The organism is Leptolyngbya sp. PL-A3 (assembly GCF_039962325.1).
GTDB lineage: Bacteria > Cyanobacteriota > Cyanobacteriia > Elainellales > Elainellaceae > Vacuolonema.
Map to the genome: position 1 here is coordinate 84,979 of NZ_JAMPLB010000007.1, position 25,395 is coordinate 110,373.

23 protein-coding genes are annotated in these 25,395 nt (G+C 47.7%); 21 read left to right on the plus strand and 2 right to left on the minus strand.

Translation table 11 applies throughout. The features are described 5' to 3' along the window. Positions 1–75: 75 nt before the first annotated feature. Complete coding sequence (locus NDI52_RS07935; protein WP_190789415.1) at positions 76–2,256, minus strand: transglycosylase SLT domain-containing protein; 2,181 nt, start codon at positions 2,254–2,256, stop codon at positions 76–78. Between the two features lie 190 nt (positions 2,257–2,446). Here NDI52_RS07935 and NDI52_RS07940 point away from each other — a divergent pair, with 190 nt between their 5' ends. Further along, positions 2,447–3,922: a leucyl aminopeptidase gene (locus NDI52_RS07940; protein ID WP_190774828.1), complete on the plus strand. Its 1,476-nt coding sequence runs from the start codon at positions 2,447–2,449 to the stop codon at positions 3,920–3,922. A gap of 71 nt (positions 3,923–3,993) precedes the next feature. Then, entirely contained in the window at positions 3,994–4,818 is an 825-nt protein-coding gene (locus NDI52_RS07945) for a PHP domain-containing protein (RefSeq protein WP_190774829.1), read from the plus strand. A gap of 82 nt (positions 4,819–4,900) precedes the next feature. Here NDI52_RS07945 and NDI52_RS07950 read toward each other — a convergent pair whose 3' ends face one another. Further along, a complete protein-coding gene (locus NDI52_RS07950; RefSeq protein ID WP_347280057.1) occupies positions 4,901–5,428 on the minus strand; it encodes a M23 family metallopeptidase in 528 nt (175 codons plus the stop codon). Between the two features lie 992 nt (positions 5,429–6,420). On the opposite strand from NDI52_RS07950, the gene NDI52_RS07955 reads away from it, so the two are divergent. The 19 genes from NDI52_RS07955 (at position 6,421) to pseI (ending at position 25,239) form a co-directional block, all read left to right on the plus strand. Beyond that, the gene (locus NDI52_RS07955; RefSeq protein WP_242045987.1) at positions 6,421–7,977 is read left to right on the plus strand and encodes an alpha-amylase family protein; all 1,557 of its coding nucleotides are present in this window, start codon (positions 6,421–6,423) and stop codon (positions 7,975–7,977) included. A gap of 449 nt (positions 7,978–8,426) precedes the next feature. Continuing rightward, positions 8,427–9,416, plus strand: coding sequence for a UDP-N-acetylglucosamine 4,6-dehydratase (inverting) (pseB, locus tag NDI52_RS07960; RefSeq protein WP_190774830.1), 990 nt, complete (start codon positions 8,427–8,429; stop codon positions 9,414–9,416). Next, entirely contained in the window at positions 9,413–10,579 is a 1,167-nt protein-coding gene (gene pseC, locus NDI52_RS07965; protein ID WP_190774831.1) for a UDP-4-amino-4,6-dideoxy-N-acetyl-beta-L-altrosamine transaminase, read from the plus strand. The genes pseB and pseC overlap by 4 nt, the downstream gene beginning before the upstream one ends. 73 nt (positions 10,580–10,652) lie before the next feature. Beyond that, positions 10,653–11,348, plus strand: coding sequence for a WbqC family protein (locus tag NDI52_RS07970; protein WP_190774832.1), 696 nt, complete (start codon positions 10,653–10,655; stop codon positions 11,346–11,348). A 2-nt stretch (positions 11,349–11,350) separates the two neighbouring features. Continuing rightward, positions 11,351–12,283: a glycosyltransferase family 2 protein gene (locus NDI52_RS07975; RefSeq protein WP_190774833.1), complete on the plus strand. Its 933-nt coding sequence runs from the start codon at positions 11,351–11,353 to the stop codon at positions 12,281–12,283. Continuing rightward, the gene (locus tag NDI52_RS07980) at positions 12,280–12,909 is read left to right on the plus strand and encodes a class I SAM-dependent methyltransferase (RefSeq protein WP_190774834.1); all 630 of its coding nucleotides are present in this window, start codon (positions 12,280–12,282) and stop codon (positions 12,907–12,909) included. Before NDI52_RS07975 ends, NDI52_RS07980 begins: the two co-directional genes overlap by 4 nt. A gap of 50 nt (positions 12,910–12,959) precedes the next feature. Further along, positions 12,960–13,622, plus strand: a complete 663-nt coding sequence (locus NDI52_RS07985) for an acetyltransferase (RefSeq protein ID WP_190774835.1) — start codon at positions 12,960–12,962, stop codon at positions 13,620–13,622. Between the two features lie 10 nt (positions 13,623–13,632). After that, positions 13,633–14,541, plus strand: a complete 909-nt coding sequence (locus NDI52_RS07990; protein ID WP_190774836.1) for a hypothetical protein — start codon at positions 13,633–13,635, stop codon at positions 14,539–14,541. 6 nt (positions 14,542–14,547) lie between these two features. After that, positions 14,548–15,384, plus strand: a complete 837-nt coding sequence (locus tag NDI52_RS07995; RefSeq protein WP_190774837.1) for a phytanoyl-CoA dioxygenase family protein — start codon at positions 14,548–14,550, stop codon at positions 15,382–15,384. Positions 15,385–15,493: 109 nt separating this feature from the next. Beyond that, entirely contained in the window at positions 15,494–16,264 is a 771-nt protein-coding gene (locus NDI52_RS08000) for a class I SAM-dependent methyltransferase (protein ID WP_190774838.1), read from the plus strand. A 21-nt stretch (positions 16,265–16,285) separates the two neighbouring features. Further along, the gene (locus NDI52_RS08005; protein ID WP_190774839.1) at positions 16,286–16,648 is read left to right on the plus strand and encodes an EamA family transporter; all 363 of its coding nucleotides are present in this window, start codon (positions 16,286–16,288) and stop codon (positions 16,646–16,648) included. A 167-nt stretch (positions 16,649–16,815) separates the two neighbouring features. Then, a complete protein-coding gene (locus NDI52_RS08010) occupies positions 16,816–17,679 on the plus strand; it encodes a class I SAM-dependent methyltransferase (protein ID WP_190789413.1) in 864 nt (287 codons plus the stop codon). Positions 17,680–17,762: 83 nt separating this feature from the next. Next, complete coding sequence (locus NDI52_RS08015; RefSeq protein ID WP_190774841.1) at positions 17,763–18,380, plus strand: class I SAM-dependent methyltransferase; 618 nt, start codon at positions 17,763–17,765, stop codon at positions 18,378–18,380. Beyond that, entirely contained in the window at positions 18,368–19,504 is a 1,137-nt protein-coding gene (gene rffA / locus NDI52_RS08020; RefSeq protein ID WP_190774842.1) for a dTDP-4-amino-4,6-dideoxygalactose transaminase, read from the plus strand. The genes NDI52_RS08015 and rffA overlap by 13 nt, the downstream gene beginning before the upstream one ends. Then, positions 19,497–21,104, plus strand: a complete 1,608-nt coding sequence (locus NDI52_RS08025) for a hypothetical protein (RefSeq protein WP_190774843.1) — start codon at positions 19,497–19,499, stop codon at positions 21,102–21,104. The genes rffA and NDI52_RS08025 overlap by 8 nt, the downstream gene beginning before the upstream one ends. A gap of 105 nt (positions 21,105–21,209) precedes the next feature. Beyond that, on the plus strand, positions 21,210–21,731 hold the full coding sequence (locus tag NDI52_RS08030) for a hypothetical protein (protein ID WP_190774844.1): 522 nt from the start codon (positions 21,210–21,212) through the stop codon (positions 21,729–21,731). Positions 21,732–21,802: 71 nt separating this feature from the next. Then, on the plus strand, positions 21,803–23,575 hold the full coding sequence (locus NDI52_RS08035) for an N-acetylneuraminate synthase family protein (protein ID WP_190774845.1): 1,773 nt from the start codon (positions 21,803–21,805) through the stop codon (positions 23,573–23,575). A 20-nt stretch (positions 23,576–23,595) separates the two neighbouring features. After that, positions 23,596–24,138: a GNAT family N-acetyltransferase gene (locus tag NDI52_RS08040; RefSeq protein ID WP_190774846.1), complete on the plus strand. Its 543-nt coding sequence runs from the start codon at positions 23,596–23,598 to the stop codon at positions 24,136–24,138. 48 nt (positions 24,139–24,186) lie between these two features. Continuing rightward, positions 24,187–25,239 (plus strand): pseudaminic acid synthase, encoded by a 1,053-nt coding sequence (gene pseI / locus NDI52_RS08045; protein WP_190774847.1) that lies wholly within the window; start codon positions 24,187–24,189, stop codon positions 25,237–25,239. Positions 25,240–25,395 lie beyond the last annotated feature (156 nt).

Sequence of the window (25,395 nt, forward strand, 5' to 3'; positions counted from 1 at the left end):
TGTACCCACGACCGTGCTCTCCCTCAATCGGGGTTAATCAACTTTTAGGCGTGCAACATACACATCCTATTTCGGTTACCCCTTGGCTTCCTGAATATTGATGAGTTGCTGGCCGATCGCTGGGTTGTACAACCGCAAGTAATTCCAGTAGTTGGCAAACACAGATTCTACATAGCCCTTGGTTTCTGGGTAGGGAATTTGTTCAACAAAGAGATCCGGATCATCTAAGGAGAAACGCTCGACCCAACCTGCGACGGCGCCAGGGCCAGCATTATAGCTAGCGACGGCTAGCAACGAATGCTCGTTGTAGGTGTCGTGGGTATAGTCCAAATACCAGGTGCCCAGGTTGACGTTGTCACTGGGGTTATCCAGGCGATACTCTGTAAGCCCCAGTTGGGTCGCGATCCATTCTCCAGTAGAGGGCATGACTTGCATCAACCCCATCGCTCCCGCCACAGACTCAATCTTGGGCTCGAAGCGAGATTCCTGACGGATCAGGGCTGTTACGAGCAGGGGATTAAGCTGCCGTTCCCGTGACCAGGTTCCGATCAGGTCGGCAAAGGGGAAGGGGTAGAGAGCTTCCCAGAAAGCGGGTTGTTGCTTTAGGGCCTGATACTGAGCCTGTTCTGCCGGGTCCTCCCGGTTCTGCAAGCTCGAGATCATAAAAATGCCGTTGAGGTTGTCCTGAACACCCAATCGCATCAAGCCATCGGTAAACTGCTCATCGACCGTTGGGTCTTTAGGGTTCTTAAATTCCGTTTGCCAGTAGGCGTAAGCTTCCCGATCTTGCCCCAGGCGATAAAGCTCCTTGACCACGTCTGACCCAGCGGGGGGGACGGGACGATGATCGAGGGGGCGCACTTCCGGTTGCAGGTAGCGCACAGTGGTAAAGTCGCCCACATCCCAGCCCAACATCACAGCCGATCGCCAGGCGTAGTAAGACTCGGGATAGCGCTGCAACACACGCTCGAAGGCAACCTTTGCTGCCGCCTCATTGCCCTGCTGCCGAGCCCACTTGCCTAACCAATAGGCTGCTTCTGGAGCATACTCACTGGTAGGGTTTTGCTCGACCAATTGCTGCGCCCAAATTTGGGCTCCGGCCAGGTCACCTGCTGCCATTCGACCTTCCGTCAGCACCCAGCGTAGTTCTCCCGCGGCCTCGGATGAGCTGAACTGTTTGAGCAGCGTTTCTCGTGCTTGCGTTGCGGCGTCTGGGCTGTTGAGTGCGTCTAGTAACTGTGCTTTCTTCAGCAAGGCATCCCCAGCCCGGTTCGGGAACCGCTGGATGACTTGATCCAGATAAGGCATCCCTTGCTCGGCGGGGCGAGCCAAGTCAGCCATACGCAGCAGAGCGGTGGCTGTTTCTGGAGCATCTGGAAAGGTATCAATGGTTTTCTGGTAGTAGGCCAGGGCATCGGCACGGCGATCGCCCAAGTGGGCCCCTCGTCCGGCCCGGTACAAATTCACAGCAGTTGGAGGAGCCTTGGCATACGCTTTCCCCGCTGAGTTGTAGCGCATGTTTTCCCAGTAAGCGAAGGCGATCGCCTCCCAATCTTCCGGTGTGAGCTGAGCGTTATATTCAGCCACTAACCGATCCAGAACCCCTTTGATATCGGGTAAATCTACGCCATAGCGAGCCAGGTGGAGGAGTAATGGGGGTTGGTTAGGATTTTCTGCCAGTTGGTTTAGCACCAGTTGCAGGGTGCGAGGGTGGGCCGGGAAACGGGCGATCGCTTCCTGCCAGTAGCGGCGATCGGTCTTACCCAGCACCTCCAGGGCATCCACAGTCATGGGGCTATCCGGATACTCTTTAATGAGGGTCTGCCAGGTCGCCGTAGCAGCGGCACTATCTCCGGTAGCGGTTTGGGCCTGGGCCCGGCGGGCCAGAATGACTGGTGCCAGAATTGGATAATCTTTTTCCAGCCCATCCAGGAGGGGAAGTGCGGCACCCCCACGGTTTTGAGCAATCAAATCAGCGGCTAACAAAAACTTGGCATGGGCCTGACCCACCGAGTTGGGGCGCTGGGCGATCGCCTGCAAAGTCGCTTCTCGCTCTTGAGCTTTTAGGCTTACCAGCGGTAATACCTCCGAAGGCTGACCCGAATTGTCTGCAAGTTGAGGGTTGGGTTGGGGAGCTGGCATTAGCCCTGGAAAGGGCAGTATCCCAAAACCGACAACCGTTGCAGCTACAGCCCCCAATGTCAGGGCGGAGGCACCCGCACCCGCGATAACCAGCTTGCGTCGTGATGGTGTCATGGAAGACCTGCCTAAAGACAGAGAAGCGAACCGTCAGCATTAGGGTAGCGCATGGAAAGGGCGTGTGGGTACTTGTGTAATGGCCTGATTAAGGTTGCCAACCGGACCCCGTTGTTCGTCGCCGCACATCCCCGCCGCAATGATCGATACTGGAAAGTAACAAAAGTTGAAACGGGATAGATGCAACGTTATGGAGCTACGTGGAACTGATGCCCCCCGGGCTGAGTGGCAGGGAGATTGTTTAATTGTTGGTCTGCTGGAAGATGCCGCGGAACTGACAGGCGATCTGTCAACCCTGGATGGCCGGTTGTCGGGCACGTTACAGGAATTGATCAGCGAAATTGAGTTCAAAGGCAAGCCGGAAAGCGGAGCCGTTACCCGTGTGGGTGCGAACAGCCCGGTCCGTAAAGTGGGTGTCGTTGGCCTGGGTAAAGCCGAGAAGTTGACACTGGAAGGGCTACGGCGGGCTACCGCGAAGGCCGTACGTCTGGCCCAGAAGGAAAAAGTAAAAACCTTGGGGCTGAGCCTGCCCGTATGGAATGGAGATGCGGCTGCCAGTGCGCAGGCGATCGCTGAAGCTATTGAACTCACCCTGCACCAGGACAATCGCTTCAAGTCCGGTGATGATGACAAGAAAAATCCAACGCTAGAGAGCATCGAGCTCCTGGGGTTTGCCGGACAGGAAGCCGCGTTCACCAAAGCTCGCCAGATTGCCCTCGGTGTAATTTTGGCGCGGGAACTGGTGTCGGCTCCGGCTAACATCGTGACCCCCATTACGCTGGCAGAGACGGCGGAGGCGATCGCCAAAGAATACGGCCTGGATATTGAAATCCTGGAAAAAGAGGACTGTGAGAAATTGGGTATGGGTGCCTTCCTGGGAGTCGCTCAGGCTTCCGAGCTGCCGCCCAAATTCGTCCATCTCACCTACCGGCCTGAGGGTACGCCCCGCAAGAAGGTTGCGATTGTTGGTAAAGGGCTAACCTTTGACAGCGGTGGCCTTAATTTGAAGGTGGGTGCTAGCAGCATCGAGATGATGAAAACCGACATGGGGGGAGCCGCTGCAACCTTTGGGGCTGCCAAGGCGATCGCCCAACTCAAGCCCGATGTGGAAGTCCACTTCATTAGCGCGGTCACTGAAAACATGATCAGCGGTCGTGCCATGCACCCCGGTGATATCCTCACGGCCTCCAACGGCAAGACCATTGAAATTAACAACACCGACGCAGAAGGCCGCCTCACTCTGGCCGATGCCCTGGTGTTTGCTGAGAAGCTGGGTGTAGAGGCGATCGTTGATCTGGCTACCCTTACCGGAGCTTGCATTGTTGCCCTGGGTGATGACATCGGAGGTTTGTTCAGCCCTTATCCAGAATTGGCAGAACAATTTATGGAAGCTTCCAAGTTCTCCGGCGAAAAGTTCTGGCAACTGCCCATGGAAGAAAAGTACTTCGACTCTATGAAATCGGTCGTGGCCGACATGAAGAATACAGGGTCTCGGGCCGGTGGCGCGATCTCTGCCAGCCTTTTCCTGAAGCAGTTTGTCAAGGACACCCCCTGGCTGCACCTGGATATTGCAGGCCCCGTCTGGACTGATAAGGATACCGGCTACAACAACGCTGGCGGTACGGGCTTTGGCGTGCGTACCCTGGTGAACTGGGTACTGGCGTAAACGTTTTAGTTGCATTTTCGTGTGCGTCACGCACGAAAATGCAACCCCTTCTATCTACTCTCCCCCTTCCCATGCTTGAACTGCACTGTCACACCACCTTCTCTGACGGCACATTGACTCCAACCGAATTGGTGAAGGAGGCGATCGCTTCCGGAGTCAAAGCCCTTGCCATCACGGATCACGACACCCTTTCGGGTTGGCCCGAAGCCTACGAAGCTGCTAGCGATCATGACCTGGAAATTGTGCCAGGTTTGGAGTTGAGTACGGTATGGGGGAACCGCTCTCTGCATATTTTGGGGTTTTACCCAGACCCGGAGAAGTTGGAGGGGCCGTTGGGCGATCGCCTGAATGGCCGCAAGCGCCGTGCCCAGGCCATGATCGATAAATTAGCTCAGTTAGGCTACCCCGTCACCCTACCCGAAATGGGCGAAGGCATGGCTCCCGGTCGGCCCCACGTTGCTAAGGCACTGGTGGGAGCAGGTCATGTCAAAAGCTATGAAGAGGCGTTCGATCGCTTCCTCGCTGATGGAAAAGCGGCCTATGTGCAGTACGAAAAGTTTTCAGCGATCGATGGGGTAAAGCTATTGCGCGAGTGCGGTGCGGTGCCGGTGTGGGCGCATCCCTATCTGTTTCGGGGAGGCGACGTGGCCCAGGTGCTCGGCGACCTGATGGACGCTGGCTTGATGGGGTTAGAGGTGTACCATCCAACCCACAGTCCGGGTCAGTCTGCCGTCCTGAAGGACTGGTGCAATCAGTACGGGTTGGTGAAAACGGGCGGTAGTGACTATCATGGCCCCAATACGGGCAGCAACCATGCCCCCCACCTCAATAGCTTCCATCTTCCCCTGCAACTGCTAGATGACTTGAAAGAAGCAGCGGCCAGCCTCAAAAATTAATCCAACTGAGATATAGAAAATGCGCGGCGTTTAGCGCCGCGCATTTTCTATATCGGGTTCTTCAACTGAGCGTAGTGAACGATTAGTTGGGCCGAGACGCGGTGTTTTGCTGGCTGCTGTACATAGCCCGCAAGACCATCGCAGGGTCAACCCAGTTATTGTCGTACTTCAGACCCCAATGCAGGTGGGGGCCTGTAGTACGGCCGCTCATGCCGACCCGACCGACGCGTTGCCCAGCTTGTACAGTTGATCCTTCCACAATCCGCAGGCCGCCATCTCGGTCTACCATGGCCCGCTGACCATTAGATACTTCGACACGCCCTTCCATGTGGCAGAAAATGCTGAGCCAGTTTCCGGCTTCGACGACCACGGATGTACCGCAGTTAGAGTCATCCGACACTTCGACAACCGTGCCTGTCCACCAGTTGCGGATGTAGCTGCCGCGGGGGGCTGCCATGTCCAGACCATAGTGAAACTCGTTGTAGTTGTAGCCTTCGATGGAGCGACGATAGCCAAAGGGCGAGGTGTACGCTTGAAATTGCTCCAGCGGGAAGGAAGCACCTGACCACTGGTTATCTCGGGTAACAGCGGCAATCTGGTTGGCCGACAGGTTAGACAACCCCTGACCCTGTTCATTCGGATTACCCGTGCTGACCGCCGTGCCCTGACCACCTGCAGACGGTTGAGCCTGAGCGACTTGCTGCGGCGTGGCTTGTGTGCCCTGGGGGGATTGAATTGCGCCACTGGGAGGTAGGCCCGGGGGAAGCGTTGATGGGCTTGCGCCGGTTGCTTGGGAAGTTTCATTTAGCGATCGCGCACCTACCATATCCTGATGCGCTTCCAACACCGCTACCACGGAGAGGCTTGCACCAATTGCCAACAAAATTCGGCCGAAGCGAACAGCTCGTTTGTTCATAACGCGGGTCACATCAGAAGTTGAAGAGGAAATGTCAGTAGACACCCCATACCTTCCCAAAGAAGCCAACTATCATCCGAATGATTCTGAGAATCTTGTTCGAGAAACATTGCACAGCAATGTAACGTCCCCTCGATTCCAGAAGCACTTCCATATAGTTGCACCAGGGCTGCACCTAGTTATAACGCGGTCGGTGTGCTTAGTAACGAGTTTTTTTAGGGGATAGCCGCTTTTGGGAAATCAGCACTCTCTAAGATTGCCCAACTCCCTCTAATGAAATTCACACGGGGTTCACCGAAAGATGTCAGAACTTACGCATTTGTGTTGTGGGTGGGGTACGAAGCACCTCACCCACAACACAAATGTGTAAGTTCTGGCTGTAAAACGTTACGTGCATAGAACGGGCAGCTTGCGTTTGAGAAGCCCCCTTCTGCACAGCTTTTCAAAAGCAATCTGCCCTCACCAGATTGCTCTGGGGGTCCGTAAGCCCTGTCACAAAAGTTCAGGATGCAGATACCTGTGGTCAGAGAAAACCCTGATCTCGTATAACAGAACTCTAACAGGCTATGCAGAGTACCGGGTAAGCTCACCTGACTTCAGGAAAATTTGCAGTTAGCCTGGTGCACGTTCCAGAATGGGTGGTTGAACCCCCCATGCCTGGGTGCAGTACATTTACTACCTATTCTATGGATCGTTTACCGCTGGTACACCGATTTCGCCGCGATCGCCCAGGCCTTCTGTCCCTTTGGCGCCCGTTGTCAAGCATCACACTTGTGAGTCTACTGATCACGGTGATGACCCTGGCCGGAAGCTGTAGCCTGGGCCAGGTAAATTTGGGTACAAAACACTTCTTTCGCGGGGCCACGCCTGCAGGTTTGTCAGCCGATCCATCTCCCCGTACTGTACTGGTACATCTTTTCGAATGGCGTTGGGATGACATCGCCCAGGAATGTGAAACCTTCCTGGGACCCAATGGCTATGCTGCGGTCCAAATTTCTCCACCGCAAGAACACGTGGTGTTGGCTGACGAGCAATTTCCCTGGTGGCAACGCTATCAACCCGTCAGTTACAAGCTGGTAAGCCGAAGCGGCGATCGCACCCAACTTGCTGATATGGTCCGTCGATGCCATGGTGCTGGGGTACAGGTCTATGCCGATGCTGTCATTAACCACATGGCAGGAGTTAGCTCTGGGGTTGGCAGTGCGGGTACCCGCTTTACCAAATATGACTATCCTGGCCTGTATCGGGATCCTGACTTTAATTCCTGTCGCCGTAATATCGACACTTATCAGGATTCCGACACTGTGACCCAGTGCGAACTGGTGGGTCTGGCAGACTTAAACCTGGCCTCTCCCTATGTCCAAAGCCAGATTAGCGCCTATCTCCTGGACCTCATTAACCTGGGCATTGATGGATTCCGGATCGACGCTGCTAAACACATCCGGGCAAAAGAATTGGGTATTGTTCTGGAACATCTTCGCGAACAGGTGGAACCTGACCCCTATGTGTATCAAGAAGTTATCGATCCAGGCACCGAAGCGATCAAGAAAGTAGAGTACTATCCCAACGGCGATGTGTTTGAGTTTGAGTATGGCCACATTGTTGGGGAAAGTTTTTTGGGGCTTAACAACCGAAACCTGGCCCAACTGGAAACGCTAGGAGAATCCTGGGGGTTGATGCCTGCTGATAAAGCCGTTGTTTTTATCGACAACCACGACAAACAACGAGGCCATGGCGGTGGTGGTACCTACCTGACCCACAAACAGGCCAGTCTCTACAGCCTGGCGAATGTGTTTATGCTGGCCTTTCCTTACGGCTATCCCCAGGTCATGTCTAGCTACCCCTTCACAACATCCGACCAGGGGCCGCCCGCTGATCCGGACGGTACCACCCATCGAATCTTTGCCAACGGCACGACGACCTGTGGCCAGGAGTGGGTATGTGAGCATCACTGGACAACGATTGCTCCCATGGTTCGCTTCCGCAACCGCACCGATGGTCAACCCCTGACCCACTGGTGGACTAACGGGAGCAATCAAATTGCATTTGGGCGGGGCGATCGCGGTTTTGTCGTCATTAATCGAGATGGTCGCCCCCTCACCCATCGCTTCCAAACGGGCTTACCGGCTGGCGAGTACTGCAACCTCCTAGCTGAATCTTGTACAGAGCGGCTACGAGTTGGCCGAGACGGTCAGTTCGAAGCGAGGCTGCCAGGGATGGGGGCGATCGCTCTAGTCCGCTGAGGCGGAAATCCATCACCTATGCTTTTGTGTGGGGTGCGAGGCACCCCACACAAAAGCATAGTATGCAAACTTAGGCCGCAGCCTACTAGTCCGTAGCAACTAGTACTTTGTCAAGAAATTTTCGAGGGGTCGTAGACTCCTCAAAAATTTCTTTGCAGTTGTTCCCCAGAAACCTGATGTTTGCAAAAACATTGGGCTTCTGGGTTTTTGGCTGTCTGCCAAAATAGCTGGCTGTTCATTCTCCATAACTGACCTCTTTAACCAGACTTGAGGTGCCACATAGGAGCATAATAAAACGGTTGTGCTGTGGTAGGGACAGATGACTCCTCGTCCTTAAGTAGGGCGAATAGCCATTTGCCTTCACAGCCAAATCCTTTGCCTGGTAAAGGATTCGGGACAATGTAACGGTTTGCCCCTGCATCGAGATGATCCGTTAAGGGAAGGCGCTTGTGTTTGATAATTCAGTCATTTTAATTACAGGTGGAACGGGCTCCTTTGGGAAGCAGTGCGTGAAAACGCTTCTAGAACGGTACACGCCCAAAAAGGTCATCATTTACTCGCGGGATGAGCTGAAGCAGTATGAGATGGCCCAGGAGTTCCATAGTCCCGCGATGCGGTACTTCATCGGGGATGTGCGCGATCGCGATCGCCTCATTCTCGCTATGAAGGGCGTCGATTACGTCATCCATGCCGCCGCCCTGAAGCAGATTCCCGCTGCCGAATACAACCCCATGGAGTGCATCAAAACCAACATCATGGGGGGCAATAACGTCATTGATGCTGCCCTGGAAACCGGCGTTAAAAAAGTCATCGCCCTATCCACCGATAAGGCCGTCAACCCAATCAACCTCTACGGGGCGACCAAATTAGCCGCGGACAAACTTTTTGTAGCGGCCAATAACCTCTCCGGAGAAGGTGGCCCCATCTTCTCGGTGGTGCGCTACGGCAATGTGGTGGGCTCTCGTGGCTCCGTTGTGCCGCTGTTCCAGAAGCTGGTGCAGGAAGGCGCAGCGGAAATTCCCATCACTGACCCCCGCATGACTCGCTTCTGGATTACCCTACCCCAGGGCATCGACTTCGTACTGAAAAGCTTCGAGCGGATGCGAGGCGGCGAAATTTTCGTGCCCAAAATCCCCTCCATGACCATGCTTGACCTGGCAGAAACCCTGGCCCCAGGCGTTCCCATCAAGGTCATCGGTATCCGACCTGGCGAAAAACTCCACGAGGTAATGTGTCCTCCGGAAGCCGACTATCTGACCCTGGAATTTCCCGACCACTATGTGATTCAACCCACCATTGAGTTTCCCAATCGCTTCCACTACACCGAAAATGCCCTGGGCGAACAGGGTAAGCCTGTCCCCCCAGGCTTTCAATACAGTTCGGATAATAATGATTGGTGGCTAACAGGTTCTGAATTGCTGGACATGTTGAAGTCATGACCGATTACATCCCCTACGGACGACAAGATATCAGCCCTGACGACATTGAAGCAGTGGTGCGGGTGCTGCAATCGGACTGGATTACTCAGGGGCCGGCGATCGCCCACTTTGAGCACAGGGTAGCCGACTACTGCGGTGCCAAGTATGCTGTTGCTGTCGCCAGTGCCACCGCTGCCCTCCACATCGCGTGTTTGGCGGCAGGGTTAGGGGAAGGCGATCGCCTCTGGACTTCTCCCAACACCTTTGTTGCCTCCGCCAACTGTGGCCTTTACTGCGGTGCCACCGTTGATTTTGTGGATATCGACCCCCGCACCTATAACCTTTCGGTCGCAGAACTCGAAGAGAAGCTTCAGAAAGCGGAGCAAGCCAATTCGTTGCCGAAGGTGGTCATTCCCGTTCATTTCGCGGGGCAATCCTGTGAGATGAACGCCATTCATGCTTTATCCAAACGTTATGGTTTTACCATCATTGAGGATGCGGCCCACGGCATCGGTGGTACATACAAGGGGCAACCCCTGGGTTCCTGCCAGTTTTCCGATATGACTGTCTTCAGTTTCCATCCCGTTAAAATTATCACCACCGGGGAAGGCGGAATGGTGCTGACGAATCGGGATGATCTGTACGAAAAACTGATTCGCCTGCGCACCCATGGCATTACCCGTGATCCAGCTCATCTACAAGGGGAATCCCCTGGCCCCTGGTACTACGAGCAGATTGAGTTGGGCTATCACTACCGCATGACCGATATTCAAGCTGCTTTGGGAGCCAGCCAAATGGCACGGCTGGACGAGTTTGTGGAGAGACGGAGGGAGTTGTGCGATCGCTACCAAACACTCCTCTCCGACCTCCCGATCACCCTTCCTTGGGAACATACCGATACCGAACCAAGTTGGCACCTCTACGTCATTCGCTTACATTTAGACAAAATTCAGAAAACCCACCGACAAGTATTTGAGGAACTACGAACTGCAAACATTGGTGTCAATCTCCACTACATTCCCGTTCACACCCAACCCTACTACCAACGCCTAGGCTTTACTTGGGGGAACTTTCCTCAAGCCGAGCAATACTATCGGGAAGCCATTACTTTGCCCCTTTACTTTGGCCTGAAAGAGGAGGAACAAGACAGGATTTTGCAGGTTTTGCATGCAGCGTTATCTTAATGACTTAGTGTTTCAGGTAGCTGTTAATTAGTGGATATTTGAAGTTTGACGATACAGTATTTTGACTGGAAGTATGGATAAGAAAATTGCTATTGTTCAGTCTAATTACATCCCCTGGAAAGGATATTTTGACCTGATCAACTCCGTTGATGAGTTCATCCTATTTGATGACATGCAATACACACGGCGTGACTGGCGTAATCGTAATAAAATCAAAACCTCGAAAGGAACAGAATGGCTCACAATTCCAGTCAACGTAAAAGGAAAGTATTATCAAAAAATTAATGAAACAACAGTGGCTAGTGACGATTGGGCAATGGAACATTGGAAAACGTTAACCCATAACTACAGTAAATCCAAATATTTCTTGGACATAAAAGATATGTTTTGGCAGCTTTATGAAATAGCTAGCCAGCAGCACTACTTAAGTAAAGTTAATCATCTTTTTATCACCCAGATTTGTGATTTCTTGGGTATCAAAACACAGATTTCATGGTCATCTAACTATGAAATCGTAGATGGGAAAAATGAGCGTTTGATTAGCCTTTGCAAGCAAGCAGGGGGAACCCATTATATTTCCGGCCCCTCTGCAAAAGATTATATGGATCTTAATCAGTTTACTCAGGCAAGGCTTAAGGTTACTTTTTTTGACTACTCAGGCTATCCCGAATATGATCAACGTTTTCCACCGTTTGATCACGCTGTAAGCATTCTTGATTTGCTTTTTAATGAAGGTGATCAAGCATCTAAATTTATGAAAAGTTTTTGATTATGGATCTATCAATTGTTACAACTATGTATGGTTCCGCTCCATACCTGCAGGAGTTCTATGAACGGGTTGCAGATGAAGCTCAGAAAATTACTAGTTCCTATGAAATTATTTTTGTTAATGACGGGTCCCCCGATAACTCGTTAGATATTGCTGTCAAACTTTATGAGAATGACTCAAAAGTCCGAGTTCTCGATCTTTCACGGAACTTTGGCCATCACAAGGCTATGATGACTGGCTTATCCCATGCTAGAGGAAAGCTTGTCTTTCTTATCGATTGTGATCTCGAGGAAGAACCTGAGCTGCTTGATGTGTTCTACCAAAAGCGCATGGAGCTAGACTGTGATGTTGTCTACGGAGTTCAAAAGAATAGGAAGGGCAACTGGTTTGAGAAAGTTACAGGTGCTATATACTATCGCCTTCTCAGACAACTCTCGGGTATTGATTTTCCTAAAAACGTTGTTACAGTTCGTTTAATGACCCGACGCTACGTTAAAAGCTTACTTCGGCATCGGGAACGAGAATTGGATATGGCTGGGATTTGGTACATTACTGGCTATAAACAAGTTTCCCTTACGATTATTAAACACTCGAAAGGTGAAACAACTTACAACTTTTCTAAAAAGCTTGGAATTCTGATCAATGCCGTAACATCCTTCAGTAATAGACCCCTTATCTTTATTTTCTACCTAGGTCTGCTTATCTCGTCTATTTCTGCTTATTGCATCCTAGATTTAGTTGCTCGAAAGATATTATTTGGTATCGGTCTTGAGGGATGGACATCCCTTATTGTTTCTATATGGTTTATTGGAGGTTTAATTATTTCCTTCTTAGGGATCATTGGAATTTACATCTCCAAAATTTTTATCGAGACAAAGCAACGCCCCTATTCTATTATTCGAGAAATCTATCAGCACTCCTTGAAGCAAAAATGACTAATTCTTTTGATTCTTTACAGCAGGATGTTAATACTTACTACACCGAGAAGGTACTCACCTTTGGCACAGTTCCTAAAGGCGTCGATTGGAATTCCTTAGAATCTCAAGAATTACGGTTTGATCAATTACTCAAGATTTGTGAGCAGGATTCAAGCTTTAGTCTAAATGATTTCGGATGTGGATATGGGTATTTATTTGAATACATGGCCCGACGCAATCTTTCCTTTCATTACACAGGGTTTGACCTTTCTGAAGAGATGATCAAGTTGTGCCACGCTCGCTATGGCAACTTTGAAAACTGTCAGTTTTTATCAGGAAGTGGCTTTTCTGAAATCGCTGACTACACAGTGGCTAGCGGAATCTTAAATGTCAAGCTGCAATACTCTACGCATGACTGGAAGAAGTATGTACTCTCAATTTTGCATCAACTTAATGATTTAAGTTATAAAGGTTTTTCGTTTAACGTTTTAACTAGCTACTCAGACCCAGAATATATGCGAGATAACCTCTATTACGCTGACCCTTGCTTTTACTTTGATTATTGCAAACGGAATTTTTCTAGAAACGTAGCACTTTTACACGATTACAACTTATACGAGTTTACTATTTTGGTTCGAAAGTAAAAGTGACCAAAGTTAATTATTTGTTTTCTGATCTAAAAGGGCTTTCGTAGATGAGTAAGGTTGTTATATTTGGCACTGGGGATATTGCCCAGATCGCCCATTTTTATTTAGCCCATGATAGCGAACATGAGGTTGTTGCATTTACCGTTAATCGAGAATATCTCTCGGATCGTACGTTCTGTGGTTTGCCAGTGGTTGCTTTTGAAGAGGTTGAGCAGCACTATACTCCTGGCAAATACACTATGTTTATTGCAGTCAGCTATGCAAAGCTGAACCAGGTACGAACAGAGAAGTATGAGCAAGCAAAAGCAAAAGGCTACTCACTCATCAGCTATATCAGTTCAAGGGCAACCCACTGGGGTGATACCCAAATTGGAGATAACTGCTTTATTTTTGAAGACAATACCATTCAACCTTTCGTCAAGATTGGCAATAATGTCACTCTTTGGAGCGGCAACCATATCGGACACCATGCTGAGATTGAAGATAATTGTTTCATCACATCTCATGTTGTCATTTCTGGTGGTGTAAAGGTTGGGAAAAACACATTTATTGGTGTGAACTCAACCCTCCGTGACCATATCACGGTAGGAGCCTATTGTGTCATTGGTGCAGGCTCCTTGATTCTTAAAGATACGCAGGAAAGCGAAGTTTACACAACTCCAGGGGCAGAACTTTCTAAGGTTCCAAGTCATCGCTTGCGAAAACTTTAGGAGGTCGATAATGAAGTGGAGAAAGTTGGGTTTAATATTCTGCCCAAACAATCAGTACGAGTGGATGATTTCTCATGCTGCCAATGCGGTAGCAGAACATTTAGAGGAGGATCTCTATCGCATTTACTTTAGCTGCCGAGATGCCCAAAACCGTTCTAGCATTGGCTATGTTGTTATTAACTTAAATGAACCCGATAAAATACTGGAGATTGCCAAACAACCGATTTTAAGTCCGGGCGAATTGGGCACTTTTGATGATAGTGGTGCATCTATGGGTTGCTTGGTTACGGTTGGGGAAAAGCGATATCTCTACTATCTAGGTTGGAATTTGGGCGTAACAGTTCCCTGGCGGAATAGTATTGGGTTAGCTATTAGCCCAACTTCATCAATTGCCTTTGAACGTTTTTCTCAGGCTCCTTTGCTGGATCGTCATGCCGTTGATCCCTTTTCCATTTCCTATCCCTGGGTCATCAAAGATGGTGACCTTTGGCGTATGTGGTACGGCTCTAACCTGAAGTGGGGCACCGAACAAACTGATATGGCGCACTTGCTAAAGTACGCCGAGTCTCCAGATGGCGTTAATTGGCACCGAGAAGGACGAATTGCCATTCCTTTTAAGTCGGATGATGAGTATGCCATGTCTAAACCCTGCGTCATCAAAGAGCCGGGGCTTTATCGCATGTGGTACTCCTATCGGGGAAAAAGCTATCGCATTGGATATGCTGAGTCTGAGGACGGGGTTAACTGGACGCGATTGGACGAACAGGTGGGTATTACGGTTTCTGACTCTGGGTGGGATTCAGAAACCGTTGAGTATCCAAATGTTTTTGACCATAAAGGCGATCGCTACATGGTTTACAACGGCAATGCTTATGGAAAAACAGGCATGGGTCTGGCAGTATTAGAATCCAATACATAACGTAAGATGACAGTAAATCAGCATCTAACAACAACTCAGAACTGGCTACCCGTCGCACTAGAACAAATTAGTTACGTAGGTTTTAGCGTCGTTGAAAATGTTTTAGAACCAGCTTTTGTTGAAGAGTGCCGCGATCGCCTATACACCGTTCAGCAAAAGATTTGGGCTGAGGTGGGAAAAGACAGGCTTCATCAAGCTGGGGAACTCGGCATCTTGCGTTTAATGATGCTATTTGACCCGTTTTTCCTCAAGTTTTTACAACTCCCAGAAGTTCTGTCTATTATTGATGCAACTGTATCAGAAACTTGTATCTTGCATCTCCAAAATGGATTTATTTTGCCTCCATTTCCACCAGGAGAAACGCCAAAAGTTTTCCAAAATCAGTTTCACCAGGACTTTCGGCGTGTCCTAAATGGCTACATGGCTTCCATCAACGTGATGTTTACGATTAGTGACTTTACCCATACAAATGGGGGAACATTGGTAGTTCCTGGATCCCATCAGAAACTTTCCTCTCCCGATAAGGATTATTGCCATCAAAACGCGTTACCTATCGAGTGCCCAGCAGGTTCGATGATAGTATTTGACTCAACCCTCTGGCATGCTGCGGGGATGAATGTATCAGGCCAGGATCGTTTAGGCATTAATCATCAGTTCACCCGCTCATACTTTAAGCAGCAAATTGATTACTGCCGGGCTTTAAATAACCCAGGCCTTTTTAAAGAAGGAGCATTACCCGCAAGAACCCAACAACTTTTAGGGTGGTACACCCGTGTCGTGACCAGCCTGGATGAATATTACCAACCATCTGAAAAACGCCTGTATCGTGCAGGGCAGGGATAGATCGAATCAAAAATCAGGTAAAGCCGAGCTGAAAAAAACCTTTTTCGTGTCGTTCTAATTCGACAATCAACCTTCATAAACATTCTCAAACTGCTTTCAAGAGGGATTCATGTCATCTCCCCTACCTCCCGGAACTATTCTTCAACATATGTATTTCAAGGAGCGTTTACGCTACTTGAAGCCCGGTTCTTTTATCGAGATTGGTACAGGGCATGGCATTTTATCAAGAGTGCTGTTGGAACAGGGATGGCAAGGAGTTGGGTATGATTTAAATGAGCGATCGCTCGCCATTGCCTCTCAAATTAACCAGCCATATATTAAAAGTGGTCAATATAACATTCAATGCAAAGATTGGCTCCACAGCCAACCTTTGCATACCGTTGACATGGTCATATCTTGCATGGTTCTTGAGCATTTCAATGAGGCAGATGAAAAGCGCTATTTTGACCAGTGTCGAGAGTTTCTAAACCCTCAAGGAACCGCAGTTCTATTTGTGCCATCTTCACCAAATAACTGGGGAATTGAAGATGAAATTGCAGGGCACTACAGACGATATACCTTTGAAAGACTCCATAATCGCCTGAACGAATTCGGCTGGAAGATCGAACATATAGCAGGTTTGACTTACCCACTGTCAAACCTGTTACTACCAATTTCAAACTTCCTGGTGAATCGTGCTGAGTCTCGAAAAAAAGTTTTGGATATGCAGGCAAGGACGGTGGCGTCGGGCGATCGCGATGTTCAGTTTAAAACAACCTTCCCATCCGTTCTAAACTTGCTTCTGAACGAATATACCCTTACCCCCTTCCACCTGCTTCAAAAGCTAAACCGACGCCATCCAAATTCACTGGTTACCTATGTTGAAGCAAAAGCTACTTAATCTCTTATCCAGGAGAACCTAATGAGCCACGGTTATATCTTTGCCTCAATTCTCTTTGGAGTTTTGAGTCAAATCATCGTTAAATGGCAAATGAATATGGTTGGAGCTCTGCCAGAAGGAGTGCCGGAGAAAGTTATCTTTATGCTACGTCTCCTGATTAATCCATGGATTATCCTGAGCGTATTTTTAACCTTTCTAGCAGGGCTGTCCTGGATGGCCGCAATGACTAAATTTCCGATTAGCTATGCTTACCCATTTATGAGTCTTTCCTTTGCTTTAATTCTTATCTTAGGATCTATCTTCTTCCATGAAACTCTCACCCTTTCAAAGGGTATTGGTCTTGGATTTATTATGGCAGGCATTATCATCGCCAGCCGTCAATGAATTTTGATGAGCCAGAAACCTCGAAACCTTTTGAAATCTGGAAACGAAAAATATAAAACCTTAAAAGAACATGAATTTTAAACTCATATTTTACATTGCATTAAAAACGATAGAACCATTTTTTTGATAGTCATTAAGATCGCTAGAAGCATACAAGAATTTATACTATGAAGCACTGTTGCCAATGCAGCACCCAGTTTCACAGCAAAGATTGGGAATGCCCTGAGTGTGCCTTTCGCCCCAAAAACATAGATGGGTTTTTAGCTTTCTCTCCAGAACTAGCACTATCTAGTGAAGGGTTTGAAGCTCATTTTTTTAACCTGCTTGTAACTCTTGAAAGTAATAATTTCTGGTTCCGAGCACGAAATCATCTATTAGCGTGGGCATTAGAGACCTATTTCCCAAACGCAAAGAGTTTTTTGGAAATTGGTTGCGGCACTGGTTTCGTGCTGTCAAATTTAGAGCAAACATTCCCGCACCTAAAGCTTCAGGGGAGCGAAATCTTTACCACTGGGCTGAAATTTGCGGCTCAGCGACTTTCTAGAGCCAGCTTATTTCAAATGGATGCCCGCTCAATTCCTTTCACGGAGGAGTTTGACGTGATTGGGGCATTCGATGTGCTAGAGCATATTCAGGACGATACTCGGGTTTTGAGCGAAATGTATCGAGCAAGCCAGCAAGGAATTTTACTCACAGTGCCGCAACATTCATGGCTCTGGAGCCGAGCAGATGATTATGCCCATCACGTTCGTCGTTATGAAGCGAGGGAAATCAAAACAAAAGTTGAGGCTGCCGGTTTTCGCATTGTGCGAATGACATCCTTTGTCTCCCTATTGCTACCTCTGATGCTGGTATCTCGCTTGCGAGAAAAGGGCTCAACTCAAGCCTACGATCCGGCAGCGGAATTTCGGATCGCCTCCTGGTTGAATGCTACCCTAGAGGCTGTCATGGCTATAGAGCGTCAATTAATCCAAGCCAAGCTTTCCTTGCCTTTAGGAGGTTCTCTTTTGGTTGTTGCCCAAAAGGTGTAATTTAAGCTGACGGGCCAAGCTGATATCTGGGCTTGCCAGCCTCTTCTCATACTTTGCGCAGTGCCACGTCCGCTCATAAACCTATGCCGCAAATCAACCAGGGAATTCGGGCTGTGCTTCAAGCCCCTTTCGTTTACAGCCTTTTTGGATGGTTAACGGGGGGTACCCGGGGGCGAACCATTTTGGTTCGTGACTATATTCGTCCAGAAAGTGGGGATCAAATTCTGGATATCGGTTGTGGGCCTGCCGATCTGTTGCCTTTTCTGCCAGATGTAAACTACACCGGCTTCGATATCAGCCCTGACTATATTAGTGCAGCCAGGAAACGATTTGGCGATCGCGCCACCTTCATCTGCGAGCCTGTCACTACCACTACCTTACCTAAGCAGGAGTACTTTGACCTGGTACTCGCCATCGGAATTCTGCACCATCTAAATGACGACGAAGCTATTCAGTTGTTTCATCTGGCCCATACAGCCTTGCGTCCTGGAGGCCGACTCATTACGTTTGATGGGGTCTATGTTAAAGGGCAGTCTCCCCTTGCCCGTTGGATTATTTCAAAGGATCGTGGGCAAAACGTGCGTACCACTGAAGGGTATCTTCAGTTAGCCCAACCGGTTTTTGATAGAATCTCTGTCAATATAAATCACAAACTGTTACGAATTCCTTATACCCACCTCATTCTCGAATGCACCAAATAACGATTCCCTTTAATCGTCCGTACACTGTCGGTACTGAGTTTGCTCAAATCCAGTACGCCATTGACAAAGGATGGCTATCGGGCAACGGCTATTTCACCAAGCAGTGTCATGTTTGGTTAGAGTCGCACCTTCGGTGCCGCAAAGCTTTTCTGGCCCATTCCTGCACAGCAGCATTGGAAATGGCGGCAATCCTAACGGAAGTAGAGCCGGGGGATGAGGTCATTATGCCGTCGTTTACGTTTGTTTCGACGGCGAACGCGTTTGTGCTAAGGGGGGCAATTCCCGTCTTTGTGGATATTCGCCCCGATAACCTGAATCTCGATGAGACGAAGATTGAGGCTGCCATTACGCCTAAAACTAAGGCGATCGTCCCCATCCATTATGCAGGGGTCCCCTGTGAGATGGACACGATTATGGCGATCGCCAATCACCACCGCCTCTGGGTTGTTGAAGATGCCGCACAGGCCCTCTTTGCTTCCTACAAAAACCGCCCCTTAGGCAGTATTGGGCATTTGGCAACCCTTAGTTTTCACGAAACGAAAAATATTATCTGTGGGGAAGGGGGCGCCCTTCTCGTTAACTATCCCCATTGGCTCGAACGCACGGAAATTATTTGGGAGAAGGGGACGAATCGGAGCCAATTCTTCCGAGGAGAGGTTAATAAATATAGTTGGGTTGATATTGGGTCTTCATTCTTACCCAATGAGATTAGTGCCGCGTTTCTATGGGCTCAGTTCCAGGAAGCCGAGCGCATTACCGAAGGGCGGCGTTATATCTGGCAACGTTACCATGAGGCTTTTGCAGAGCTAGAGCAAACAGAAAAATTGCGGCGACCCATCGTTCCAGAAATCTCAGAACATAACGCGCATTTGTACTATTTACTACTTCCTAGCACTGAAAAACGAAACCAATTCATTCGAGACTTGAAGACGGATGCCATTGATGCCGTCTTCCACTACGTTCCCCTCCACTCGTCTCCAGCCGGCCAGAAGTTTAGTCGTGCCCATGGAGAGCTAACCTACACCGATGACCTGAGCAGTCGCCTGGTTCGATTGCCGCTCTGGATAGGCATGACTGATGAGATGATTGATCGTGTCATTGAGGCAGTCCATCGCCATGTCTGAACCATTTAGTATGGGGGCAGCATTGCCTCCTGTACCTACCCAAGAAGTCTCCATTCAGAAGGCCCGGCTGACTACGGCAATATTTTGTGTAATGTTGGCGATCACCCTCTCCATCTGTTACACGGTGGTGCAACCCGACATACTGCGGGGCTTTGAACAGGTTCAGAATTCTGCCGCAGTCAGTGTTTGCCTACTACTGTTGCCTCAAGGTTATCGGGAATTGCGGTCTTGGTTAAAGCAATCATCCCAGACTGACGTGGGAATGGATGCAATCGTAACACTATTAGGACTGGCAGTTCTAATTGGGCTTAGTTGGCTAAGAACTTACCTGTCCGTAAACTTCATGCCGTTTTTTTGGGTTTTGGCAGTGCTTCTCCTCTGCTTGAGTCTGTGGCGATTTATGCCCACAAGGCTGGAATGGAGACACTGGGCGGTAGGGGGAATTGTTTTTGCGTTCTATACTTACATTGCCTGGGTAGTTTGGGGCTTTCGCTATATGAGTCTCCGCCCTAACGCAAGTCTTCTGGCGGCAACCCTGCATATTGACAACCTGTTCCACAGCAGTGTTGCAGCTATGATTCAAACTTATGGAGTACCGAGTACTGGAATCGATGGTCCAGTTTACCTTCCCTATCACATTGCTAGCCACTGGTTATTTGCTCAGCTTGCACCATTACTCGACTTGAGTGTTTTTCGATTCTACAATTTAGCCTATCCAATCCTGATAGTACCCATTCTCTTTCACAGCTTCTTAAACTTTGTAGTAGATTTACGCTCTTTAGATAAACTTAGTTCTTGCAAGCAAGATCTAAGAAAAGATTGGAAATTTTGGGGATTGTTGTTTCTTGGTTTTGTCGGCTTTTTACCGATTGTTCTATATTCGAAACTTAGAATTTTTCTAAGCAGCAGCATAGTTAGTCAATCTCAACTATTTGCCCTCAGCCTAGCTTTTCTTTGTCTATCCTTATGCTTAAAGTTTCTAACTTATCAGCATAAAAATAAAAATTCTATTTCAACAGGGTTACTAATACTTTGTGTTAGCTTACTTCTATGGGCTATTACGTTATCTAAAGTATCGGTTGGCTTCGTTTTGTTCAACATTGTTTTCTATAGCGTTTTACGCCTCCGGCTTTATACACATTGGCTAGTATGGGTAGGTTTAATAGCTTCCATAGGTTTACAGCTTCAGGCCTTGAGCTTTATGGGGTATTTAGGTGGTTCTCCTATGCCCTCTAACCCTGCACAACCTTTTGCCTATCTTGCTGCTATCGAGCCTGGTCTTCGAGTCTTTTGGTTTCCTATACTCTTTTTATGGTCTGTTATCTACCTCAGTCTTCGACTTCAAGCTATAGGCCTTAGCACAGTAGGTGATTTAGTCATAGCTTGTCGCACAGGTAAAATTGTTGAGGTCGAAATTATTGTTGTTGCCTGTTTCTTAGGTTTACTTCCTGGGATGTTATTGGACTTAGCGGGCGGGGCTGCTTACTACTTCATGGATTTCCAAATTTGGTTATCCCTTAGCTTTCTTTTAGGAAATCTCCATTGCTCAGATGGACTGCAAATAGTTTTGAACCCTCGCTGCAGATCTTACATATCTTAAAAGTTATGTCTTTGATAAGGGGAAACTTAGAGTAAGTTTAGTTTTTTTCGAAATTTTTTGCAGAGCTAAATCTTAACTTCAGCGGCTTGATAGTTGAGTTCACAAATGCTCAAGTACATTGGTCAGATTCCACTCAAAACTTTATTGTTTGCCTTTGTAGGGCTCCCCATCGTTATTGCTTCGATAAGTAATGTTATAGGGGCTGTAAAAGGGGTTGAAGATTCTATAGATCTTCCTAAAGCTGATCCGAAGCGAAAAGAATTGCTTGCTGCTTTGCAAAAAATTGGAACCATGCCATCTTTGGAGAAAAGAAAAACTCTTCTTTTTATTCCCCAAAGTTATAAGTTGTATTGGAAATGGTATAGGAACTGCAAGGTTTCTCCTTTTATTGCTCCTGCTATTACAGGAGTAGCATTACTTGATGGACTACCTGCAGCAAACTGTGATGCTACATTTTATGGGTATCCGTCGTATAAGTTGCGATCGCCCAATCAACCCCCTCTCAAAGCATCAGATACAAATGGTATTTGTTTGGCAGCCCAAAAACGAGGCTTTGCAAATGTTATTGTATTAGATTCTAAGAAAAACCGTGGGATTGAAGTTCGCCACTTGAATTGTAAGCAATAGAACTCACCCTAAGTTACAGAAAAGCTACCTCTTTTTCATGCCTCTACTAAATTATCAGCCTCTTGTCAAACATGCCTTATAACATTATCGAATTTGCCAATACACATGGTGGTGATCACAACTATGCAATAGAGCTAGTTAGGTCGTTTCAGAAATACACAAAAGGTTTTGGAATTAAGTTCCAGGCCTTTCATCCTGATTTTCTCGCCACAGAAAATTACCAGTGGTATGAGGTTTATAAAAAACTTTTTTTTTATGAGACCCAATGGGAACAATTAATTAGAGAAGTTGCCCAAACAAAAGATGTTTGGCTCGATATTTTTGACTCTTATAGCGTTCAAATCTTAAAAAACAATTTTCAGGCCATCTACGGTATTAAATTTCAAGCTTCGATTCTATACAACTACAGCCTGATTAAGGAAATAACAGCTCTCGATTTATCTAGTAAAAAGCTGATTCTTAATATTGCGTCATTTACCTTAGATGAAATAGATGAAATCACTCAAAGGTTCAAACGGGACTTGCAGCCTGAGGAGCTGTTGTTAGAAGTAGGATTTCAAGCATATCCTACACAAATTGAAGACTCTGGAATTGGCAAAATTAAAGCAATTAAACAATGCTTTAACTGCCGTGTTGTCTTTGCTGATCATGCAGATGGTACGACGGAGGATAGCATTTGGCTGCCTATTATGGCGATGATGCAGGGGGCTGACGTTCTTGAAAAACACGTTATGTTAGCAGACCGAGAAACTCCTTATGATTATTTCTCTAGTATCACGCCCGAAAAATATGACTCATTCATTGAAAAACAATTTGTATATGCAGGCTTAGCTGAACAGCCTTTTATTAATGCTAAAGAGAGAGAATACTTACAGAAAACGTTAATGATCCCGTTCCTAAAAACGGATGTGCCTGCGGGAAAACTACTCGCATTGAGTGAAGACTTAGTTTATAAACGCTCCGATAAAACAGGTCTTAGTGCAAGGCAAATTAAAAGCTTGCAGGACACATTTCATATCCTGGGGACAGAAAAGGTAAGTGGGGATGCTTTCTACAGCTATGACTTTAAGAAAGCAAAAATCGCGACGATCGTTGCCTGTCGGTTGAAGTCATCAAGACTACCCAAGAAAGCTTTGTTAACTTTAGGCGATCTCACCTCCGTTGAGTTTTGTCTTCGGAATGCTCTCAAATTTCAGAATGTTCATCACACTATATTGGCAACATCTGATCTAGAGAGCGATATGCCCTTAAAGGATTATTTATTTTCCTCCAGCGTTATCTTCTACCAGGGGCATCCTGAAGATGTAATTCAGCGCTACTTAGGTGTAGCACAGCAGTTAAAAATTGACATTATTATTCGGGTGACGGCTGATATGCCGTTCATTGATAATCACATCTGCCAACTATTGCTAAAATCCCATTTTGAAAATGCTGCAGACTACACTACAGCAAGTAGAGCAGCCGTCGGAACGAACTTAGAAATTATCAGTGTGCAGACCCTTGAAAAAATACATCGCCATTTCCCAACCGCTCAGCATGCTGAGTATATGACATGGTATTTTCAGAACAATCCAGAGCATTTTAGGCTCAATTTTGTTGATTTGCCTGATGAGTTAGTTAGGGATTATCGATTAACTCTAGATTATGAAGAAGATCTGCTGCTATTTAATCAGTTGCATCAGAATTTTATCGCTCAGGGCAATGTGAGCTATACCCTAACTGATATCTTTTTATTTTTAGATAACAATCCAAATGTTGCATCAATCAATAGCCATAAATCGCTTAGGTATCGCGATGACAATCAATTGATTGCTTTATTGAATGAAGAAACAAAAATTGTTTAATTACAAGGAATTGGTAAAGGATGGACTACACGGTTGATCCTGAACTTTCTCAGCCATTTCTGCAGAAAGGGCATCGGCAGGGAGTTGACTTGGACGTCTCAATCTATCTAAGACCTGCAACTGCTGAAGATGCCCGCTTGCTCTGGCAATGGACGAATGATCCTCATGTGCGAGCTGTGTCTTTTTCCACATCTCCCATTCCTTGGGAAAACCATACTCGTTGGCTGCAGCAAAAACTGACAGAGCCAGGGTGTTATTTATGGATTGCTTCCCATAACGGGAATTCAATTGGGCAGGTACGGTTTGATACAGTGTGTTCTGGGGAGGCAAATATTAGCATTAGTCTAGCGCCTGAGATGCGAGGGTATGGATATGGCAAACTCTCCCTTAAGACAGCGTGTTATCAGGTGTTCCAAGAAACGGATATTCACACTATTCATGCTTATATTAGAGTTGACAATTTAGTGTCTATTCGAGCATTTGAGGCTGCTAATTTTATACAGTCTGGTCAACTTACCATTCAAGGATGTGAAGCTTTTCACTACCGGTGTTTAAAGCCCTAGTTCCTTGTCAACCATGCCGATACTATTACTTAGTAGATTTTGCTTTTTATGAATACGGTTACTATTGGCGATCGCCCCATCGGTCCCCACTATCCTCCCTTCATCATTGCGGAGATGTCGGGGAACCACAATCAATCTCTTGAACGGGCTCTAGAAATTGTTGAGGTGGCCGCTAAAACTGGGGCTCATGCCATTAAGTTACAGACTTATACTGCCGATACCATCACGCTGGATGTGTCGGATGGAGAATTTTTTATTGATAATCCCAATAGTCTTTGGAAAGGCAGTTCACTCCATCAGCTTTATCAGCAAGCTTATACCCCCTGGGAATGGCACTTGCCCATTTTTAAGCGGTGTAAAGAGCTGGATTTAATTGTTTTTAGTACGCCCTTTGATGAGACTGCTGTTGATTTTTTGGAGGAGCTAAACGTTCCTTGCTATAAAATTGCATCTTTTGAGAATGTTCATTTGCCGCTGATTCGGAAGGTGGCCAGCACTGGCAAACCCATGATTATTTCCATCGGCATGGCTTCCATTGCCGAGCTTGATGAAACTGTCCGTACTGTGCGAGCCGCAGGATGTGAGGATATTGTCCTGCTGAAATGTACCAGCACTTATCCTGCAACTCCTGAAAATTCCAACCTCAACACGATTCCCCATCTGCGAGATTTATTCGGTGTGCAGGTGGGCTTGTCGGATCACACCATGGGTATTGGAGTGGCGGTGGCCGCGATCGCTCTGGGCGCAACGGTCGTTGAAAAACACTTCACCCTGCGGCGGGCTGATGGGGGGGTAGATTCGGCATTTTCTATGGAGCCCGAGGAAATGCAACAGCTCGTAATTGAAACGGAACGGGCGTGGCAAGCCATGGGTCAGGTTCAGTATGGGCCAACTGAAGCAGAGCAAGCGTCATTGCAGTACCGGCGATCGCTCTACATTGCTGAGAATATGGAGGCGGGCGATCGCCTCACTTCTAAAAATCTCCGAGCTGTGCGCCCTGGTTTGGGGCTTCCTCCCAAATATCTAGAAACCCTTCTCGGGAAAACCATCAATCGAGCGGTCAAAAAAGGAACACCAATGTCTTGGGACTTGATTGGCTAGTCCGGGTCTCGTAGCACCCAAGCGACTGTTTTTCCACTGCAACCATCAGTTCACCGCACCGATTGTGCCAGGGTGGATGGAGCCCGACTCATCTACCCTGGCACAATCGGTGCGGTGCAAGATGAGTCAAAAACAGCCTCTCTGCGTTCTGCGTTA

What these genes read in the sequence shown, in the direction of transcription:
- NDI52_RS07995 (WP_190774837.1), top strand. Translation starts at nt 14,548, where the DNA reads ATGACAGTAAATCAGCATCTAACAACAACTCAGAACTGGCTACCCGTC.
- NDI52_RS08025 (WP_190774843.1), top strand. Translation starts at nt 19,497, where the DNA reads ATGTCTGAACCATTTAGTATGGGGGCAGCATTGCCTCCTGTACCTACC.
- pseI (WP_190774847.1), top strand. Translation starts at nt 24,187, where the DNA reads ATGAATACGGTTACTATTGGCGATCGCCCCATCGGTCCCCACTATCCT.
- NDI52_RS07955 (WP_242045987.1), top strand. Translation starts at nt 6,421, where the DNA reads ATGGATCGTTTACCGCTGGTACACCGATTTCGCCGCGATCGCCCAGGC.
- NDI52_RS07975 (WP_190774833.1), top strand. Translation starts at nt 11,351, where the DNA reads ATGGATCTATCAATTGTTACAACTATGTATGGTTCCGCTCCATACCTG.
- NDI52_RS08040 (WP_190774846.1), top strand. Translation starts at nt 23,596, where the DNA reads ATGGACTACACGGTTGATCCTGAACTTTCTCAGCCATTTCTGCAGAAA.
- NDI52_RS07935 (WP_190789415.1), bottom strand. Translation starts at nt 2,256, where the DNA reads ATGACACCATCACGACGCAAGCTGGTTATCGCGGGTGCGGGTGCCTCC.
- NDI52_RS08015 (WP_190774841.1), top strand. Translation starts at nt 17,763, where the DNA reads ATGCCGCAAATCAACCAGGGAATTCGGGCTGTGCTTCAAGCCCCTTTC.
- NDI52_RS07990 (WP_190774836.1), top strand. Translation starts at nt 13,633, where the DNA reads ATGAAGTGGAGAAAGTTGGGTTTAATATTCTGCCCAAACAATCAGTAC.
- NDI52_RS08035 (WP_190774845.1), top strand. Translation starts at nt 21,803, where the DNA reads ATGCCTTATAACATTATCGAATTTGCCAATACACATGGTGGTGATCAC.
- NDI52_RS08000 (WP_190774838.1), top strand. Translation starts at nt 15,494, where the DNA reads ATGTCATCTCCCCTACCTCCCGGAACTATTCTTCAACATATGTATTTC.
- NDI52_RS07945 (WP_190774829.1), top strand. Translation starts at nt 3,994, where the DNA reads ATGCTTGAACTGCACTGTCACACCACCTTCTCTGACGGCACATTGACT.
- NDI52_RS07940 (WP_190774828.1), top strand. Translation starts at nt 2,447, where the DNA reads ATGGAGCTACGTGGAACTGATGCCCCCCGGGCTGAGTGGCAGGGAGAT.
- pseC (WP_190774831.1), top strand. Translation starts at nt 9,413, where the DNA reads ATGACCGATTACATCCCCTACGGACGACAAGATATCAGCCCTGACGAC.
- NDI52_RS08005 (WP_190774839.1), top strand. Translation starts at nt 16,286, where the DNA reads ATGAGCCACGGTTATATCTTTGCCTCAATTCTCTTTGGAGTTTTGAGT.
- NDI52_RS08030 (WP_190774844.1), top strand. Translation starts at nt 21,210, where the DNA reads ATGCTCAAGTACATTGGTCAGATTCCACTCAAAACTTTATTGTTTGCC.
- NDI52_RS07985 (WP_190774835.1), top strand. Translation starts at nt 12,960, where the DNA reads ATGAGTAAGGTTGTTATATTTGGCACTGGGGATATTGCCCAGATCGCC.
- NDI52_RS08010 (WP_190789413.1), top strand. Translation starts at nt 16,816, where the DNA reads ATGAAGCACTGTTGCCAATGCAGCACCCAGTTTCACAGCAAAGATTGG.
- rffA (WP_190774842.1), top strand. Translation starts at nt 18,368, where the DNA reads ATGCACCAAATAACGATTCCCTTTAATCGTCCGTACACTGTCGGTACT.
- NDI52_RS07970 (WP_190774832.1), top strand. Translation starts at nt 10,653, where the DNA reads ATGGATAAGAAAATTGCTATTGTTCAGTCTAATTACATCCCCTGGAAA.
- NDI52_RS07980 (WP_190774834.1), top strand. Translation starts at nt 12,280, where the DNA reads ATGACTAATTCTTTTGATTCTTTACAGCAGGATGTTAATACTTACTAC.